Consider the following 16948-nt stretch of genomic DNA (forward strand, 5'->3'; position numbering starts at 1 on the left):
GCAACCCCTAGCCTGTGGAGGTGCCCATGGCGCCCATCAATCAAAGCGCGAGCGTCGGCCTGATTGCCGCCGAGCCGCTGTTCGTGGCCCGGCGGCGCAAGGTGCGGCGCTGGGCCATCCGCCCGGGCCTGGTGCTGGCCGGGCTGTTCGTGCTGCTGCTGGTGATTGCGGCCATCCAGCCGCACTGGCTGGTGGCGGGCGACCCGCTGGAGGCCAGTGCGCGCCAGGCGTTTCGTGCCCCCGACAGCCTGTACTGGCTGGGTACCGACGAAAACGGCCGCGACATCCTCACCCGGCTGGTGTACGCGGTGCGCCCGTCGCTGGTGCTGGGCCTGTCGGCCACCGCCATCGGCCTGCTGCTGGGCACCCTGTTCGGCCTGGCGGCGGGGCTCGGCCCGCGCTGGCTGGACGGTGCGGTGATGCGCGGGGTGGATGTGCTGCTGGCATTCCCCGACCTGCTGCTGGCCCTGGTGATCATCACCTTCTTCGGCCAGGGCCAGTTGAACACCATCATTGCCGTGGGCATCGCCAGCGTGCCGCGCTATGCACGCCTGGTGCGCGCACAGGCCCTGGTGGTGCGCGGTGCCGGCTACGTCGAGGCCGCCACCACCCTGGGCCTGGGCCGGCACGCGGTGATCCTGCGCCATGTACTGCCCAATGCGATCAAGCCGATCCTGATCCTGGCCACCATCGGCATCGGCGGCAACATCGTCTCGGGCGCGGCCCTGAGCTTTCTGGGCTTTGGCGCGCCGCCGCCGGAGCCGGAGTGGGGCGGCATGCTCGCCGTGGGCCGCAACTACCTGGCCAACGCCTGGTGGCTGGTGGCCTGGCCCGCCCTGGCAATCACATTGACCGTGGTCTCGATCAGTACGATCGGCCGCGAACTGCTGCGCCGCAGCGAAGGTAAACGCCCATGAGTCGCGCACCGCTTATCGATGTACAGGACCTGCACGTGCGCTTTGGCGCCCAGGCCGTGCCCACCCTCAAGGGCATCAGCTTCCAGCTGCACCAGGGCGAGTGCCTGGCGCTGGTGGGCGAGTCGGGCTCGGGCAAGAGTGTCACCTCACGCACGCTGGCCGGGCTGACCGGCGCCCATGCCCAGGTGCAGGCCAGCCGCCTGGACTTTGCCGGGCACGACCTGCGCGAGTTCGACGAGCGCACCTGGCGCCAGGTGCGCGGCGCGCAGATCGGCTTCGTGATGCAGGATGCCCTGGGCGCGCTGGACCCCTTGCGCCCGGTGGGCAAGGAGATCGCCGAGCCGCTGCAGCTGCATACCGGGCTCGACCGCGCGCAGCGCCAGGCCAGGGTGATCGAGCTGCTGCGCGCCGTCGGCGTGCCGCAGCCGGAACTGCGCGCCCGCCAGTACCCGTATCAACTGTCGGGCGGGCTGCGCCAGCGGGCGCTGATCGCCTCGGCCATCGCCTGCAACCCGCGCCTGTTGATTGCCGACGAGCCGACCACCGCGCTGGACGCCACGGTACAGGCGCAGGTGCTGAGCCTGCTCGAATCGCTGCGTGGCGAGAACACCGCGATGCTGATCGTGAGCCACGACCTGGCGGTGGTGTCGCGCCTGGCCAACCGCGTGGCGGTGATGCACAACGGCGTGATCGTCGAGCAGGGCAGCGTCGAGGCGGTGCTGCACGACCCGCAGCACCCCTACACGCAGTTTCTGCTGCGTGCCGGCCGGGCGGTGCACTTTCGGCGCACGCCGGGGGCAGCACGAACGCCGTTGGCCATCGTGGCGCCGCCCCAGGAGCCACCGCTGTTGCAGGTGCGCCAGCTGAGCAAGGCGTTCAAGGGCCCGGACGGGCAGATGCGCACCGTGGTCAACCAGGTGTCGCTACAACTGCGCCGCGGCAAGACCCTGGGCATCGTCGGCGAGTCGGGCTCGGGCAAGACCACCCTGACGCGCATGATCCTGGGCCTGGAAACCCCCGACAGCGGCGATATCCAGATCAAGGGCCAGCCCTGGCTGAAGCTTTCCGAGGCGCACAAGCGTCAGTTGCGGCGCAGCATCCAGGTGGTGTTCCAGGACCCGCTGAGCTCCTTCGACCCACGCTACAACGTGCAGCGCGTGCTGTTCGAGGCGCTGGAGGTGGCCGGGCACAAGCGCACCGACTGGCGCAGGCGGGCCGAGGAACTGCTGGGCCTGGTACGCCTGGACGCGGCGCTGCTCGACCGGCGCCCCATCGAGCTGTCGGGCGGGCAGCGCCAGCGCATCGCGATTGCCCGCGCGCTGGCCGCCGGGCCGCAGATTCTGGTGTGCGACGAGCCGGTGTCGGCGCTGGACGTGTCGGTACAGGCGCAGATCCTCGAACTGCTCGACGACCTCAAGCAGCGCCTGGGCCTGGCGTGCCTGTTCATCTCCCACGACCTGGGGGTGATCAACCAGGTCAGCGACGAGGTGCTGGTGATGAAGGACGGCGTGGCGGTGGAGAGCGGGGCGGTACGCGACGTGTTCGACCACCCGCAGCATCCCTACACCCTGGCCTTGCTGGAGGCCATTCCGCACCTGGAAAGCGGCCGCCGTACCTCGTTCGAATTCCTCAAGTTGGCGATCTGAACCATGAGCCTGCATTTCTCGACCCGCCTCACGCCGCGACGACGGCTGCACCACTGGAAGATCGACCACCTGCCGGACACGCCGCTGGCCTTCGTGCGCCTGTGCATCGGCAATTACAAGGTCTGGTACTCAAGCATCCTGCTGTTGCAGTGCATCGCCGTGGTCAGCGCGGTGCTGATCCCCTGGGCGCTGGGCCTGATCACCCGGCAGGTGACCGAGGCCGCCTCGGTGCATGCCGCGCTGCCGGGGCTGGTGGCGCCCCTGAGCCTGTTCGGCACGCTGCTGGTGCTGGAACTGCTGAGCGCCCGCAGCGCCGCCGCCTGCCACATCAAGGTGCTGCCGCTGCAACGGCGAACCGTGACCCATGCCTTGTTCGCCTACCTGCAACGCCATTCCCAGCGCTTTGTCAGCAGCGAGTTCGCCGGGGCGCTGGCGCACCGCATCGCCGAGGTGGCGCTGGGGGTCAACCAGACCCTGGGCATCCTGCTGTTCGACATGCTCGGCCTGGCGCTGACCCTGAGCCTGGCCACCGCCTTGCTGTGGAGCGCCTCGGGCCTGCTGGCCGCGTTCATGCTCGGCTGGTCGCTGCTGTTCATTGGCGTTTGCTATGTCCTGGCGCGGCGCAGCCATCCGCTGGCGCAGCAGTATTCGGCGGCGCGCAGCACCAGCAACGGCAAGGTGGTGGACGCGGTGAGCAACCTCACCAACATCCGCCTGTTCGCCCGCCAGCCGTTCGAGCACGGCTACCTGGGGCACTACCTTGACCGCGAGGTGGACGCGGCCTACCGCTCGTTCTGGTACATGGAGAAGATCCGCTGGTTCCAGTCGGCCGGCGGCGTGGCCCTCAAGCTGGGCATGCTGGGGCTTGCGCTGCAGCAGTGGTACGTGGGGCGCATCGACATCGCCACCTTCGTCATGGCCACCAGCCTGTCGCTGCTGATCATCAATGACGTGAGCAACCTGTCGCGGCGCTTTCTGGAGTTCTTCGAGGCCACCGGCAACATCGCCAACGGCGTGCGCACCCTGGTGCGGCCCCACGAGGTGGTGGACCACCCCGGCGCACGGGCGCTGCCGCCGGTGCGCGGCGACATCGAGTTTCGCGACGTGAGCTTCGGCTATGCGCCCGACAAGCCGATCTTCCAGCACCTGAACCTGGTGATCCCGGCGGGGCAGACCGTGGGCCTGGTGGGCACCTCGGGCTCGGGCAAGTCGAGCCTGCTCAACCTGCTGCTGCGCCTGTACGACGTCAACAGCGGCCAGGTGCTGGTGGATGGACGCGATGTGCGCGAAGTGACCCAGCATTCGCTGCACCAGCAGATCGGCCTGATCCCCCAGGAACCTGGCCTGTTCCACCGCAGCATCGGCGAGAACATCCACTACGGGCGCCTGGAGGCCAGCTTCGAGGACGTGGTGCATGCCAGCCGCCGCGCCGGCGCCGACGACTTCATCGACAGCATGGAACACGGCTACGACTCGCTGGTGGGCGAGCGCGGGGTCAAGTTGTCGGGTGGCCAGCGCCAGCGCATCGCGATTGCCCGGGTGCTGCTCAAGAACGCCCCGATCCTGGTGATGGACGAAGCCACCTCCAGCCTGGACTCGCTCACCGAGCGTTTCATCCAGGAAAAACTCGACGAAATCATGCGCGGCAAGACCGTGCTGGTGGTCGCGCACCGCTTGTCCACGGTGGCGCACCTGGACCGCATCCTGGTGTTCGACAAGGGCCGCCTGATCGAGGACGGCAGCCATGCACAGCTGCTGCGCCAGCGCGGCCAGTACCACCGGTTGTGGAGTCGCCAGGCCGCTGGCCAGGTCGACGAAACACCCGCTACCGAATCTGCCTGAGAGTTTTCAAACGCCCAAGGAGGCGCCCATGCCGCATTTGTCCAAAGTCCCCAAACACGCCCCCCAACACGCACTGACCAGCGTTGCGCACCTGCATCAACGCCTGGATGCCTTGCTTCCCGAGATTGCGGCCGGTGCAGCCGAGCGTGAACGTGAGCGCCAGCTGCCGTATGACGCCATACGCCAGCTGGCCGCCGCAGGGCTCTATACCGTGCGCATCCCGCTCGCCTACGGTGGCCCCGGCGGCTCGGTGAGCGACGTGATCGGCCTGCTGCTACGGGTGGCCTCGGTGGACTCCAATGTGGCCCAGGCCCTGCGCCCGGGCTTTGCCTTCGTCGAAGGGCTGCTGGCCGCCGACCATAGCGGTGCAGAGCAGGAACGCCAGCGCTGGTTCGCGCGCTACCTGGACGGCGCCGTGCTGGGCAACGCAGGCTGGGAGGTGGGCGGCGCCAATGGCGCGATCAGCGCACGCATCGTGCCCGATGGCGAGCACTTTCGCGTCAGCGGCAGCAAGTACTACAGCACGGGCGCGCTGTACGCCGACTGGGTCAGCGCCGTGGCGCTGGACGAACAGGACAGGCCGGTGTCGTTCGTGCTGCCGCGCGATCGCCTGGGCCTGGAGCTGGTGGACGACTTCGACGCCATGGGCCAGCGCCTGACCGCCAGTGGCACCACGCGCCTGAACGATGTGCAGGTGCTGGCCAGCGAGATCCGTCCGCGCACCGTGGAAGAGGGCAAGCGCACCATCGTCACCCCGTTTCTGCAGTTGTTCCTCGCCACCGTGGAGGCCGGCATCGCGCGCAATGCCCAGGAGGATGCAGTGCGCTTTGCCCGCGAGCATGCGCGACCGATCAAGCACAGCAGCGCCAGCCAGTCGGTGGACGACCCCTATGTGCAACTGAGCGTGGGCGAAGTGGCCGCGCGCGCCTTCACCGCCGAAGCGGTGGTGCTCAAGGCCGCAGCGGTGATCGACCACGCCTGGGCCCTGCAACTGGACCCGCAGGCGGTGGATCAGGCCGCCATCGACGTGGCGCAGGCCCAGTACATCGCCGCCGAATCGGCGCTGCGGGCCGCCGAGCTGCTGTTCGATGTGGGCGGTGCGTCCACCACCGGGCGCAGCCACAACCTCGACCGGCACTGGCGCAACGCGCGTACGGTGGCCAACCACAACCCGCGCCACTGGAAGGCCTCGGCGGTCGGCACCTGGTACCTCAAGGGCACGCCGCCGCCGACCTCGGGGCTGTTCTGAGTGACCATGGCCGAACCCCTGCCGGCCTTGCGGCCGGTTTCGCGCAAGGTGCCGATGATCATCGGCTGCGCGCTGTGCATGGAACTGATCGACTCCACCGTGGTGATGACGGCCTTGCCGCAGATGGCCAGCGACTTCGGCGCGCCGAGCGTGCGCATGAACCTGGTGGTGTCGCTGTACATGCTGGCCGCCGCGCTGTGCGTGCCGGTCAGTGGCTGGGCCGCCGACCGCTTCGGCCCACGACGGCTGTTCGTGGTGGCGATCGTGCTGTTCATCGTGTCGTCGCTGGCCTGCGCGGCCTCCACCTCGCTGTTGCAGCTGTGCCTGGCGCGCATGCTGCAGGGCGCGGCGGGGGCGATGATGGTGCCGGTGGGGCAGGTGATCCTGCTGCGCTGGTCGCCGCGCGAAGACCTGATGCGCAACCTGTCGTACCTGACCATTCCGGCGCTGATCGGGCCGATGATCGGGCCGCCGCTGGGCGGGCTGATGGTGACGTTCGTGTCGTGGCACTGGATCTTCCTGATCAACCTGCCCATCGGCCTGGTGGGCATCGTGCTGGTGCTGCGCCATGTACCGCATTATCCCGGGGTTCGTGCGCGGGCGCTGGATGTGCGCGGGCTGCTGCTCAGCGGCACCGCGCTGGGGGCGCTGGTGTTCGGTTTCGAGGCGCTGGGCCACGGCCTGCTGCCGCGAGCGTGGGTGGCGGTGATGATCGGGGCGGGGCTGCTGTGCGGCGCGTGGTACATCCGCCATGCACGGCGCTGCGCCGAACCGCTGCTGGACTTGTCGCTGCTGCGCATTCCCAGCTACCGCATCAGCTTCTGGGGCGGCAACCTGCTGCGCCTGGGTACCTCGTCGGGCCCGTTCCTGCTGGTGCTGATGTTTCAGCTGTGCTTTGGCCTTAGCCCGCTGCATGCGGGACTGCTGACCCTGGCGGGCGGCGCGGGGGCGTTTCTGATGAAGCTGCTGGCAGTGCGCGTGGTGCGCCGCTTCGGCATCCGTCGCACGCTCACCGGCAATGCGCTGCTCACCGGGCTGACCCTGGGGGCCTGTGCCAGCTTTACCAGCGATACGCCGTACTGGGTGATCGTGCTGATGCTGTTCGCCAGCGCAGTGATCCGTTCGCTGCAGTTCAGCACCCTGGGCGCGCTGACCTATGCGGATGTACCGGCGGCGCTGAGCAGCCGGGCCAGCAGCCTGTCGGCGATGACGGTGCAGTTGAGCATGAGCCTGTCGGTGGGGCTGGCCGCCTCGCTACTGGGGGGGCTGATGAACCTGCGCGGGCACGCCACCCCCGTCACCAGCGACGTGGCCTGGGTGATGCTGCTGTGCGGGCTGGCGTGCATGGCCTCGGCACTGGTGTTCCGGCGCCTGGCAGCAGACGCCGGCAATGCGGTGTATGCCGCGCGTGGCTGATCAGATCGACAGGTTGAGCACCCGCTCGCCCTGGGTGGCGCCGGTGGGCCGGCGGCGATTGACCGCCAGTTCGCCGATCTTGATCAGGCGGGTACGCGTGACATTGCGGGTCAGGCCCAGCAGGTTGGCGGTGTGCACCTGGTTGTAGTGGCTGAAGCGGTAGGCCGCGCGCAACAGCGCGTCCTCGACCTGTTCGTGCAACGCGCCGGCCTGTTCCTCGAAGAGTTTCTGGAAGGCCCGTTCGAGCAGCGCCTGGGCCGAGTCGTCCTGGCTGGGGCTGTCGTCCTGGCGTTCGATGCGCATGTTCGACAGGCGCAGGTCGTCGTGCTCGATCAGGCCGTCGCGGCAGATCAGCAGGGTGTGGTGGATGACGTTTTCCAGCTCGCGGATGTTGCCCGGCCAGCCGTAGGTGCGCAGCTTGTGCTCGGCCTGGGCGCTCAGGCGCACCTGGCCGTAGCCCAGGCGCTGGCTGTAGGCATCGATGAAGTGGCGGGTCAGCGGCAGGATGTCGCCGGGGCGTTCGCGCAGCGGCACCAGCTCCAGGCTGACCACGTCCAGACGGTAATAGAGGTCTTCGCGAAAGTGCCCGGCATTGATCGCCTTTTCCAGCTGCACGTTGGTGGCGGCCAGTACCCGCACATCGATGGGAATGCTCTTGCGCGAGCCCAGGCGCACCACTTCGCGCTCCTGCAGCACGCGCAGCAGCTTGACCTGGATCGGCATCGGCAGGTCGCCGATCTCGTCGAGGAACAGGGTGCCGCCGTTGGCCTCTTCGAACCAGCCGGCCTTGGCCGCCAGGGCGCCGGTGAAGGCGCCTTTCTCGTGGCCGAACAGCTCGGCCTCGACCAGCGATTCGGAAAACGCGCCGCAGTTGACGGCCACGAACGGCTTGTCACGTCGCCCGCTCAGGTTGTGAATGTGGCGCGCCACCAGCTCTTTGCCGGTACCGGTCTCGCCGATGATCAGCACGCTGGCTTCGCTGGGCGCCACCTGTTGCAGGTGCGCCAGCAGCGCACGTGACTTGGGGTCTTCGAACACCTGCGCGGTGGCGCGGATCGAGGTGGCCAACGCGGGCGAGGGCGGTAGGGTCAACAATTGCATGGCAGTCACACTATGAATAGAACGTCGGAATCGGCAGGCGCTGGTTCAAGGCCCAGTCGCCCAGTTCGTGGAGTTTGTAATCCAGCGGGTCGTGCAGGCTCTGGGTGCGCAGGTTGCGCCAGTGCCGGTCGAGCCCCACCGAGGCCTGCGTGGCGCGGGCGCCGGTGACCTCGAAGACCTTGCTGCACAGCTCCAGGCCGTCGCGGCTGGCCGCCACCTTGGCGGTGGCGATGGCCACCGCCACGCGGCCGCGCTGGTCTGCGCCGAGCGCGGCGCCCTTGGCCCAGGCCCGGTCGAGTTCGCCGGCGGCGTTGTCGAGCAGCAGCCGGGCGCCTTGCAGGCGTACCCAGAAGTCGCCGAAGTGGCCCAGCACATAAGGATCGTCGCGGCTATCAAGGGCTGTGGACTTGAACCAGGGCCGGGTCTCGTTGAGGGTGTACTGGCGCGCTTCTTCGAACGCGCCTTCGGCGATGCCCAGGCAGATGTTGGCGAAATGCAGCTGGGCGATCAGCGGCCGCAGGCAGGCGAACGGCGTGCTCAGCGGGCCGGGGTCGAGCAGCAGGTCGCCTTCCTCCACGCGTACCCGTTCGAAGGTGGCGCTGCCGCTGTCGGTCTGGCGCTGGCCCATGTTGTGCCAGTCGTCATGCAGGGTGATGCCGGTGCGACCGCTGGGTATCGCGGCAATCAGCAGCTTGCCCCCGGCAGCCTCGTCGACGGCCGAGGCAATCAGCATTTGTGAATCGCTGGCGCCCGAGCAGAAGCTCTTCTTGCCGGAGAATTCACGCCAGCTGCCGTGGTGCTTGACGATGGTGCGGGTGTCGAGGGGGTTGAGGGCATTGCCCCAGAACCAGTTCTTGCGCGCCGTCAGCTCGTACCAGGGCTGCCATTGCGAAGGTGCGCCGAACAGACGCACGGTGGCCAGCATCAGGTGGTGAAAGCCGAACACATGGGCAATCGAGCTGTCGACCCGGGCGAATTCGCGCACCACATCGAAGGTCTGGCTCCAGGTGGCGTTCAGCCCGCCGAACTCGCGGGGGATGCTCAGGGCCAGCAGGCCGCTGGCACGCAGGGCATCGCGTTCGGCCTTGGGCGTGCCGCCCTTGCGGTCGCGCTCTACCACGCTGCGGCTGAATGTCTGGGCCAGGTCGCGGGCAATCTGCAGCGGGGTCGATCGAGGGGTATGCAACGTGGCGCTCACGCGGGTTACCTGTGCAAAAAGGTTCGGGCCTCAAGGCCGGGCCCTGCCGATGCTAAATGATCTAAAAAACCTTAAATAAATAACGTTTAGGAATGTTGATATACAGCTTTTCATATTCCAAACGGATCTATATTTGTCGTTATTTATTCTTTTTGATTTTTATCTTTGCGGTGCACTCTGCATTCACGCACTGCAACGACGGTGCTCCCAACTGCTAAGGAGCCACACCATGACCATCAAGGCGATCAACGTACGTAACCAGTTCAAGGGCACCATCAAGGAGATCATCGAGGGGCCGGTGGTCTCGGAAATCGACGTGCAGACCCAGGCCGGCATCGTCACCTCGGTGATCACCACGCGGTCGGTGCATGAGCTGGAACTGAGGATTGGCAGCGAGGTGATCGCGTTCGTGAAATCGACCGAGGTGTCGATCGCGAAGCTGTGAGAGGGGTGTGACGGTGAGCGCCGGGTGGCCTCACCGCGATGCTCAGTCGGCTGTCAGCACGTCCCTTCTGGCCGGCAACACTTCCAGCTCCCCGAACGACACCGACGCATCCACGTAGCGCAGCGCCGATTTCACGTCGCGCCAGCCCACGTGGGCCATCAGCGCTTTCATGTCCCAGCCATTGCCACTGGCCCAGGTGGCAAAGCCACGACGCAGCGAGTGGCTGCTGTAGAGGCTGGCGGGTAGCCCGGCATCTGCAAAAATCCGCCTCAGCAGCACGATCAGGCTGCCACTGTTGAGCGCCTGCTCGCCCAGGTTGCCCCAGCGATCGAGCTTGCGAAACACCGGCCCGCGGGCGATGCCCGCCACGCTGATCCAGTCGATGTAGGCCTGTACCGGGCACAGGCTCTTCAGGGCAGGGGTGCGATGACTGACCCCGCGGCCCTGCCGGTCCCCTTTGCTTTGCGCCAGGTACAGCTGCATGCCCACGCCCGCCTGGGCCTGGATGTGCTCCACGCGCAGGCGCGCCAGCTCATCGCCCCTGAACCCTCGCCAGAACCCGATCAGCAGCAGGGCGACATCGCGCCGTGCGCGCAGCAGCTCGGGCAGGCAGTGCGCCTGTTGCGCCTGTGCGGCCTTGGCGTGCAGTGCGTCGACCGTGCGCTGCAGGTGCTCCAGGGTCAGGGCGGCTGCCTGGCGCTCCTGCGCCGGGTGCACCGCGCGTATGCCCTTGAGCATCTGGCGCACCAGCGGCGCCTTGGTGGGGTCGGGAAAGCCCTGGCTGGTGTGCCACTGGCCCAGCGCGGCCAGGCGCTGGCGCAAGGTGTTGATCGAGTGCTGCTCGGCGTAATCGGCCAGGTAGCGCGCGATGCTGTCGGCCGTGGCCGGTAGAAAGCCCCCCCAGCTCACCTCGAAATGCTCCACGGCCGCGCGGTAGCTGCGCCGCGTGTTGTCCCTTACGGCTGCGTCCAGGTAGCGATCGAGCTTGTTCATCGGCAGGTTCTCCATCGGTGTACGGCTGAGCGACTGCAACCGGGCGTTTTTTTGCCTATCACATTTGATAAGCCGTGATTATTTCATCTTTTATTCTGATTTCTATAGGCATTTTTTCAATTTCATTTAGTATGTATCTACATAGTACGTACCACATTACGAAATAGTAGGAGCACCCATGGCCCGTGGCGGTATCAACAAGGCAATCGTGCAGAAGGCGCGTCAGGCGCTATTGGCCCGTGGCGAACACCCCAGTATCGATGCCGTACGCATCGAGCTGGGCAACACCGGGTCCAAGACCACGATTCACCGCTACCTCAAGGAGCTGGACGCGCAGCAACCGACACTGGCGGCGGACAAGCCGGGCATGAGCGAAGCCCTGGCCAACCTGGTCAGTCAGCTGGCCCAGCAACTGGTGGAGGAGGGCGACGCACGTATCGAAGCGGCGCAGAACGTGTTCGACCATGAAAAGGCGGCGTTGCAGGGCGAACTGCAGGCGATCCAGCAGGCGCTGGCGAGCCTGCAGCAGCAACACCAGATTCAGGCCGAGGCGCTGGCGGGTGAGTCGGCGCAGCTGGCCACGACCCGCAGTACCCTGCAGACCGAGCAGACGCGCAATGCCACCTTGAATCAGGCGGTAGGTGAGTTGAACCTGCGCCTGAACGACAAGGACGAGCAGATCCAGTCGCTGGAAGACAAGCACCAGCATGCCCGCGATGCGCTGGAGCATTACCGCACCGCCACGCGTGAGCAGCGCGAGCAGGATCAGCGCCGCCATGAGGCGCAGGTGCAGCAGTTGCAGGTCGAGGTGCGTCAGTTGCAGCAGAGCCTGATCGTCAAGCAGGACGAACTGACGCGGCTCAACCGCGACAACGAGCGCTTGCTGGTGGAGGCGCGGCAGGTGCAGCGTGAGCGGCAGGCGCTGCAGGACCAGCAGGCGCAACAGGCACAGGAGATCAAGACCCTGATGGCCAGCCTGGCGCAGTCGTTGGGTGCGCGGGAGGAGCTGCTGCGGCAGAACCAGGTGCTGGGGCAGCAGGTGGAGCAGGGGGCGGGTGAACAACGCCAGCAACAGCAGGTGATTGAGCAATTGCAGGCGCAGGTCGAGCAGCGCGATGCGCAGTTGGAGGCGCTCAAAGCCGCCGCGCAGCCACCGCAAGGCGAGCCCGAAGGTTGAATCACTAGCTACCCACAATCACTTCCACGATAGGTGACTCCGAGACGTTCATTATTTCGTCATTCGTTACTCTGTAGCGAACCTGTTTGGCACCGGATGCGCCCAAGGAGCTTGCGGGAACTGTAATGCTCAGGGGCGGATATGAAGCTATCGGGAGGGTGTAAGTGCGAGTATTTACGACTACCCAACCCACCAGAACCTCAAAAATATCTTGGCTTCCGTGGCCCCCATAGGTGTTGAGATGGAAGCCTGGTATGAAAACGTCGAGGCCGGCACTGGGATCGGTAAGGTGGTGCTTCCCCTCAATCATGTCCGTATTCGTCAATTCTGGAGCGGGTAATGTGTCACTTGAAAAATTATCGGCACACATTTCTGAGGTTTCCTTTTTGCGTGGATTAAATTCAGCGATACCTTGCTTATATAACCTCACATGCTTAAGAGCGCACCTGACATAAATATCAGGTTCTGCGTCAGGGCCTCAACGTGCACACCTTGGTTTGCCCAGCGCTCTTGAAATCGAGCGCCGCCCGCGCGGCGCTTCGCCGGCAAGGCCGGCTCCTACAGTTGTTGCAACGCACCATGGCCGGCAGGACTTGAGTTGTCAGCCTTGTTCGCCCGGCTCAGGTCCTGGGAGAGACGCAAGCTAGTCACGCAATGACAAGCGCATCGCACACCGCCCCTGCAACCCTCGCGAAGCCTCGTACGCCATCTGCCGGCGCAACATACCGCTTAACGACGCCTCTTCCAGCCTCTCGAAACCCAACCGTGCATAAAACGGTGCATTCCACGGCACCGCCACAAAGGTGGTGAGGGTCAGGGCCGCGAAGCCCTGGGCCTCGGCATGCGCGCGCACGGCCGCAATCAATCGCCGACCCAGGCCCTGGCCTTGCTGCGCATGATCCACCGCCAGCTCTTCGATGTGCAGCGACTCATCGAACGCGCTGGCACACACGAAGCCAATCGGGCGATCCCGCCCATCCACCACCACCCACTCGAGCCCGGCAGCCACGAACTCCAGGTGCTCGACGCTGCTGAGCACCGTGTGCTCGGCAATCCACGCCAGTGCCGGCACTTGCACAAAGGCCTGGGCCGCAGAGCGCTCTATGGCAGGCAGCAGGGGAGCATCGGTAGGGGTCGCCAGGCGAATGGAAAAGGACATCGGGCACGCTCTGCAATGGGAACCCACGCAGTCTGTGCAAAGCACCAGGGTTGTGCAAGCGCCCCTGGCGTGGGCAATACGGGGGCACGCTTTTTCCTTGCCAGTGGCGACATAAATCATAATTTCGCTAATACCCGGCGGCGCACAGAATGCGGGCAACCCCCTCATGCAGAAGCGCACAGCCATGACCGTTGAAAAAACCCGAATTGATACGCTTGTAGTAGGCGCCGGTCAGGCCGGCGTGGCCATGAGTGAGCACCTGGGCCGCCTCGGGGTGCAGCACCTGGTGCTGGAACGCAACCGCATCGCCGAAGCCTGGCGCACCGGTCGCTGGGACTCGCTGGTGGCCAACGGCCCGGCCTGGCACGACCGCTTCCCGGGCCTGGAATTCGAAGGCCTGGATGCCGACGCCTTCGCCGGCAAGGATCAGGTGGCGGCCTACTTCGAGACCTATGCCAAGAAGATCGACGCGCCCATTCGTACCGGTGTCGAAGTGCTCAAGGTCGAACGCAACGAAGGTCGCCCGGGCTTTACGGTGCAGACCTCCACGGGCCTGATCGAGGCCAACCAGGTGGTGGTGGCCACCGGGCCGTTCCAGCGCCCGGTGATCCCGCCCATCGCCCCGCAGCTTCCCGGCATCACCCAGCTGCATTCGGCCGACTACCACAACCCCCGGCAATTGCCCGAAGGCGCGGTGCTGGTGGTGGGCGCGGGCTCCTCGGGTGTGCAGATCGCCGATGAACTGCAGCGCGCCGGCAAGCAGGTGTACCTGTCGGTGGGCGCGCACGATCGCCCGCCACGTGCCTACCGCAATCGCGACTTCTGCTGGTGGCTGGGGGTGCTCGGCCTGTGGGACGCCGAAGGCGTGCAGCCCGGCAAGGAGCACGTGACCATCGCGGTCAGCGGTGCCCGTGGCGGACATACCGTGGACTTTCGCAAGCTGGCCCACCAGGGCATCACGCTGGTGGGCCTGACCCGCGCATTCGATCAAGGTGTGGTCAGCTTCGAGGCCAACCTGGCCGAGAACATCGCCCGCGGCGACGAGAACTACCTGGCGCTGCTCGATGCCGCCGACGACTACATTGCACGCAACGGCCTGGACCTGCCCGAAGAACCCGAAGCACGCCACATGCTGCCCGACCCGCAGTGCCTGACCCAGCCGATTCTTGAGCTGGACCTGGCCAAGGCCGGTGTCACCTCGATCATCTGGGCCACCGGCTATTCGACCGACTACAGCTGGCTGAAGGTCGATGCCTTCAAGCCCGACGGCAAGCCACAGCATCAGCGCGGTGTGTCCCGCGAACCGGGGATCTATTTCGTCGGCCTGCCGTGGCTGTCGCGCCGTGGCTCCGCCTTTATCTGGGGCGTGTGGCACGACGCCCGGCACATCGCCGAGCACATCGTGAAACAGCGCACCTATTTCGACTACCGCGACGCCGCGCAACGCGAGGCTGCCGCCCACTGTGATTCCAACGTCCAGAAACTGGGAGTACGTTGATGCCTACCCATACCCGCATCCGCATGTTCAACACCAAGGATACCTACCCCAACCAGACCCTGGACAACGACCTGTGCCAGGCCGTGCGTGCCGGCAACACGGTCTACGTGCGTGGCCAGGTGGGCACCGATTTCGACGGCCAACTGGTCGGCCTTGGCGACCCGCGGGCCCAGGCCGAACAGGCCATGCGCAACGTCAAGCAACTGCTCGAAGAAGCCGGCAGCGACCTGAGCCACATCGTCAAGACCACCACCTACCTGATCGACCCGCGCTACCGCGAGCCGGTGTACCAGGAGGTCGGCAAATGGCTCAAGGGCGTGTTTCCGATTTCCACCGGGCTGGTGGTCAGTGCCCTGGGCCAACCGCAATGGCTGATGGAAATCGACGTGATCGCGGTGATCCCCGAATAAGGAGCGGCACATGACTTTTTCTATCGTCGGACGCTGCGCCGAAACCGGCCAGCTGGGTATCGCCATCAGCTCGTCGAGCATCGCCGTGGGGGCGCGTTGCCCCTGGCTGCGTGCCGGCGTGGGCGCAGTGTCGAGCCAGAACATCACGTTGCCGGCGCTGGGCCCGCAGATTCTCGATGGCCTGGCCGACGGGCTGGCACCTGCCACGGCCCTGGACCAGGCACTGTCGAGCAATGGCTATGGCCAGTACCGTCAGGTAGCGGTGGTGGATGCCCAGGGGCGCACCGCACTCTTCAGTGGCAGCCACGCACTGGGCACCCACAATGCAGTGGCAGGCGATCAATGCGTGGCCGCCGGCAACCTGCTGGCCAGCAGCGCGGTGATCGAACGTATGGTCGAGGCCTTCGAGCGCAGCGAGGGCTGCCTGGCCGCCCGGTTGCTCACGGCATTGCAGGCGGGGCAGGCCGCAGGCGGCGAGGCCGGGGCGGTGCACTCGGCGGCACTGTCGGTGGTCGGCGACCTGACCTGGCCGATCGTCGACCTGCGGGTGGACTGGGCCGACGAGAATCCCATCGGCGAACTGCACAAACTGTGGACCGCCTATGAACCCCAGTTGCAGGACTACCTGACCCGCGCCCTAGACCCGACGCAGGCGCCCAGCTACGGAGTGCCCGGCGATGAGTGAATGGCGCAGCCGCAGCCTGCTGGCGCAGCTGGTCGGCTTCGCCACGGTGAGTCGGGATTCGAACCTGGCGCTGATCGAGTTCGTGCGCGATTACCTGGACGATCTGGGGGTGGACTGCGAGCTGATCTACAACGCCGAACGCACCAAGGCCAACCTGCTGGCCAGCATCGGCCCGGGTGTGGAGGGCGGCGTGGTGCTGTCCGGACACACCGATGTGGTGCCGGTGGATGGCCAGGCCTGGACGGTGCCGCCGTTCGACCTGAGCGAGCAGGACGGCAAGCTGTACGGCCGGGGCACTGCCGACATGAAAGGCTACCTGGCCTCGGTGCTGGCGGCGGTGCCGCTGTTTCTGGCAAGCCCGTTGCGCCGCCCGGTGCACCTGGCATTTTCGTATGACGAAGAGGTGGGTTGCCTGGGGGTACGCAGCCTGCTCGAGGTGTTGCCACGGCGTATCCCGATGCCGGCGCTGTGCCTGATCGGAGAGCCCACCGAACTCAAGCCGGTGCTCGGGCACAAGGGCAAGCTGGCCATGCGCTGCCATGTGCACGGCGCGGCCTGTCATTCGGCCTACGCGCCCTATGGCGTCAACGCCATCGAGCAGGCGGCGCGGCTGATCGGCCAGCTGGGCGCAATCGGTACGCGCCTGGCGGCGCCGGAGCTTCACGACGAACGATTTGACCCGGCATTTTCGACCGTGCAGGTGGGCACGATCCAGGGCGGCACGGCGCTGAACATCGTGCCGGCCGATTGCCGTTTCGATTTCGAGGTGCGGGCGCTGCCGGCGTTCGCCCCGCAAGCGGTGGCCGATGAATTGCAGGCGTTTGCCGCGCGCGAAGTAGTGCCGGCGATGCAGGCGGTGAATGCCGACAGCGGCATTCGTTTCGAAGCACTGTCGAGCTACCCGGGGCTTGCCACGCCACCGGACAGCGCGGCGGCGCAGCTGATTGCCCGGCTGTGCGGCAGCGATGCCTTCAGCACGGTGGCCTTTGGCACCGAAGGCGGGCTGTTCGACCAGGCCGGGATACCGGCGGTGGTCTGCGGGCCGGGCAGCATGGACCAGGGACACAAGCCGGACGAATACGTCAGCGTCGAACAGCTGGCTGGTTGTGACCGGTTGATGGAGCGTCTGGCGGCGTTTTTGAGCGAGACATAACACACAGATCGGCACACGAGCCGGCCAACGTTGCACCTTTTACTGCCGTAGAGCAGGAC

At 66.3% G+C, this 16948-nt stretch carries 15 protein-coding genes; 11 read left to right on the forward strand and 4 right to left on the reverse strand.

All coding sequences use genetic code 11. The features are described from left to right. Positions 1 to 26 precede the first annotated feature (26 nt). The 5 genes from V9K84_RS08295 to V9K84_RS08315 are packed head-to-tail and all read left to right on the forward strand — an operon-like array spanning position 27 to position 7070. Complete coding sequence (locus V9K84_RS08295) at positions 27 to 917, forward strand: ABC transporter permease (RefSeq protein ID WP_063611979.1); 891 nt, start codon at positions 27 to 29, stop codon at positions 915 to 917. After that, positions 914 to 2563, forward strand: coding sequence for an ABC transporter ATP-binding protein (locus V9K84_RS08300; RefSeq protein ID WP_088514921.1), 1650 nt, complete (start codon positions 914 to 916; stop codon positions 2561 to 2563). Before V9K84_RS08295 ends, V9K84_RS08300 begins: the two co-directional genes overlap by 4 nt. A 3-nt stretch (positions 2564 to 2566) precedes the next feature. Beyond that, the gene (locus V9K84_RS08305; RefSeq protein WP_088514920.1) at positions 2567 to 4405 is read left to right on the forward strand and encodes an ABC transporter ATP-binding protein; all 1839 of its coding nucleotides are present in this window, start codon (positions 2567 to 2569) and stop codon (positions 4403 to 4405) included. 28 nt (positions 4406 to 4433) lie between these two features. Beyond that, positions 4434 to 5654: an acyl-CoA dehydrogenase family protein gene (locus tag V9K84_RS08310; protein ID WP_088514919.1), complete on the forward strand. Its 1221-nt coding sequence runs from the start codon at positions 4434 to 4436 to the stop codon at positions 5652 to 5654. 6 nt (positions 5655 to 5660) lie between these two features. Beyond that, a complete protein-coding gene (locus tag V9K84_RS08315) occupies positions 5661 to 7070 on the forward strand; it encodes an MFS transporter (protein WP_256582835.1) in 1410 nt (469 codons plus the stop codon). Here the strand turns inward: V9K84_RS08315 and V9K84_RS08320 are convergent, their stop codons facing one another. Further along, positions 7071 to 8171 (reverse strand): sigma-54 dependent transcriptional regulator, encoded by a 1101-nt coding sequence (locus tag V9K84_RS08320; protein WP_043862771.1) that lies wholly within the window; start codon positions 8169 to 8171, stop codon positions 7071 to 7073. Positions 8172 to 8181: 10 nt separating this feature from the next. Beyond that, positions 8182 to 9369: an acyl-CoA dehydrogenase family protein gene (locus tag V9K84_RS08325; RefSeq protein ID WP_043862772.1), complete on the reverse strand. Its 1188-nt coding sequence runs from the start codon at positions 9367 to 9369 to the stop codon at positions 8182 to 8184. Between the two features lie 229 nt (positions 9370 to 9598). On the opposite strand from V9K84_RS08325, the gene V9K84_RS08330 reads away from it, so the two are divergent. Then, entirely contained in the window at positions 9599 to 9814 is a 216-nt protein-coding gene (locus V9K84_RS08330; RefSeq protein WP_043862773.1) for a TOBE domain-containing protein, read from the forward strand. A 42-nt stretch (positions 9815 to 9856) separates the two neighbouring features. On the opposite strand, the gene V9K84_RS08335 is transcribed toward V9K84_RS08330, so the two are convergent. Continuing rightward, a complete protein-coding gene (locus tag V9K84_RS08335; RefSeq protein ID WP_058540184.1) occupies positions 9857 to 10807 on the reverse strand; it encodes a site-specific integrase in 951 nt (316 codons plus the stop codon). 178 nt (positions 10808 to 10985) lie between these two features. Between V9K84_RS08335 and V9K84_RS08340 the strand changes: the two genes are divergently transcribed. Next, a complete protein-coding gene (locus tag V9K84_RS08340) occupies positions 10986 to 11984 on the forward strand; it encodes a DNA-binding protein (protein WP_088514918.1) in 999 nt (332 codons plus the stop codon). Positions 11985 to 12627: 643 nt separating this feature from the next. Here V9K84_RS08340 and V9K84_RS08345 read toward each other — a convergent pair. Further along, positions 12628 to 13143 (reverse strand): GNAT family N-acetyltransferase, encoded by a 516-nt coding sequence (locus V9K84_RS08345; protein WP_088514917.1) that lies wholly within the window; start codon positions 13141 to 13143, stop codon positions 12628 to 12630. Positions 13144 to 13309: 166 nt separating this feature from the next. Between V9K84_RS08345 and V9K84_RS08350 the strand changes: the two genes are divergently transcribed. From V9K84_RS08350 to argE, 4 genes are read left to right on the forward strand one after another with little or no spacing between them, the layout of a single operon-like run. Next, complete coding sequence (locus tag V9K84_RS08350) at positions 13310 to 14641, forward strand: NAD(P)/FAD-dependent oxidoreductase (RefSeq protein ID WP_236066318.1); 1332 nt, start codon at positions 13310 to 13312, stop codon at positions 14639 to 14641. Then, positions 14641 to 15051 carry a RidA family protein gene (locus V9K84_RS08355; protein ID WP_003182257.1) on the forward strand — a complete coding sequence of 137 codons (411 nt, stop codon included), beginning with the start codon at positions 14641 to 14643 and terminating at the stop codon, positions 15049 to 15051. The genes V9K84_RS08350 and V9K84_RS08355 overlap by 1 nt, the downstream gene beginning before the upstream one ends. A 10-nt stretch (positions 15052 to 15061) precedes the next feature. Continuing rightward, the gene (locus V9K84_RS08360) at positions 15062 to 15736 is read left to right on the forward strand and encodes a DUF1028 domain-containing protein (RefSeq protein WP_043862778.1); all 675 of its coding nucleotides are present in this window, start codon (positions 15062 to 15064) and stop codon (positions 15734 to 15736) included. Beyond that, positions 15729 to 16889, forward strand: a complete 1161-nt coding sequence (gene argE, locus V9K84_RS08365) for an acetylornithine deacetylase (RefSeq protein ID WP_088514916.1) — start codon at positions 15729 to 15731, stop codon at positions 16887 to 16889. Before V9K84_RS08360 ends, argE begins: the two co-directional genes overlap by 8 nt. Positions 16890 to 16948 lie beyond the last annotated feature (59 nt).

The organism is Pseudomonas sp. AE27 (genome assembly GCF_037113495.1).
Lineage (GTDB): Bacteria > Pseudomonadota > Gammaproteobacteria > Pseudomonadales > Pseudomonadaceae > Aquipseudomonas > Aquipseudomonas palmensis.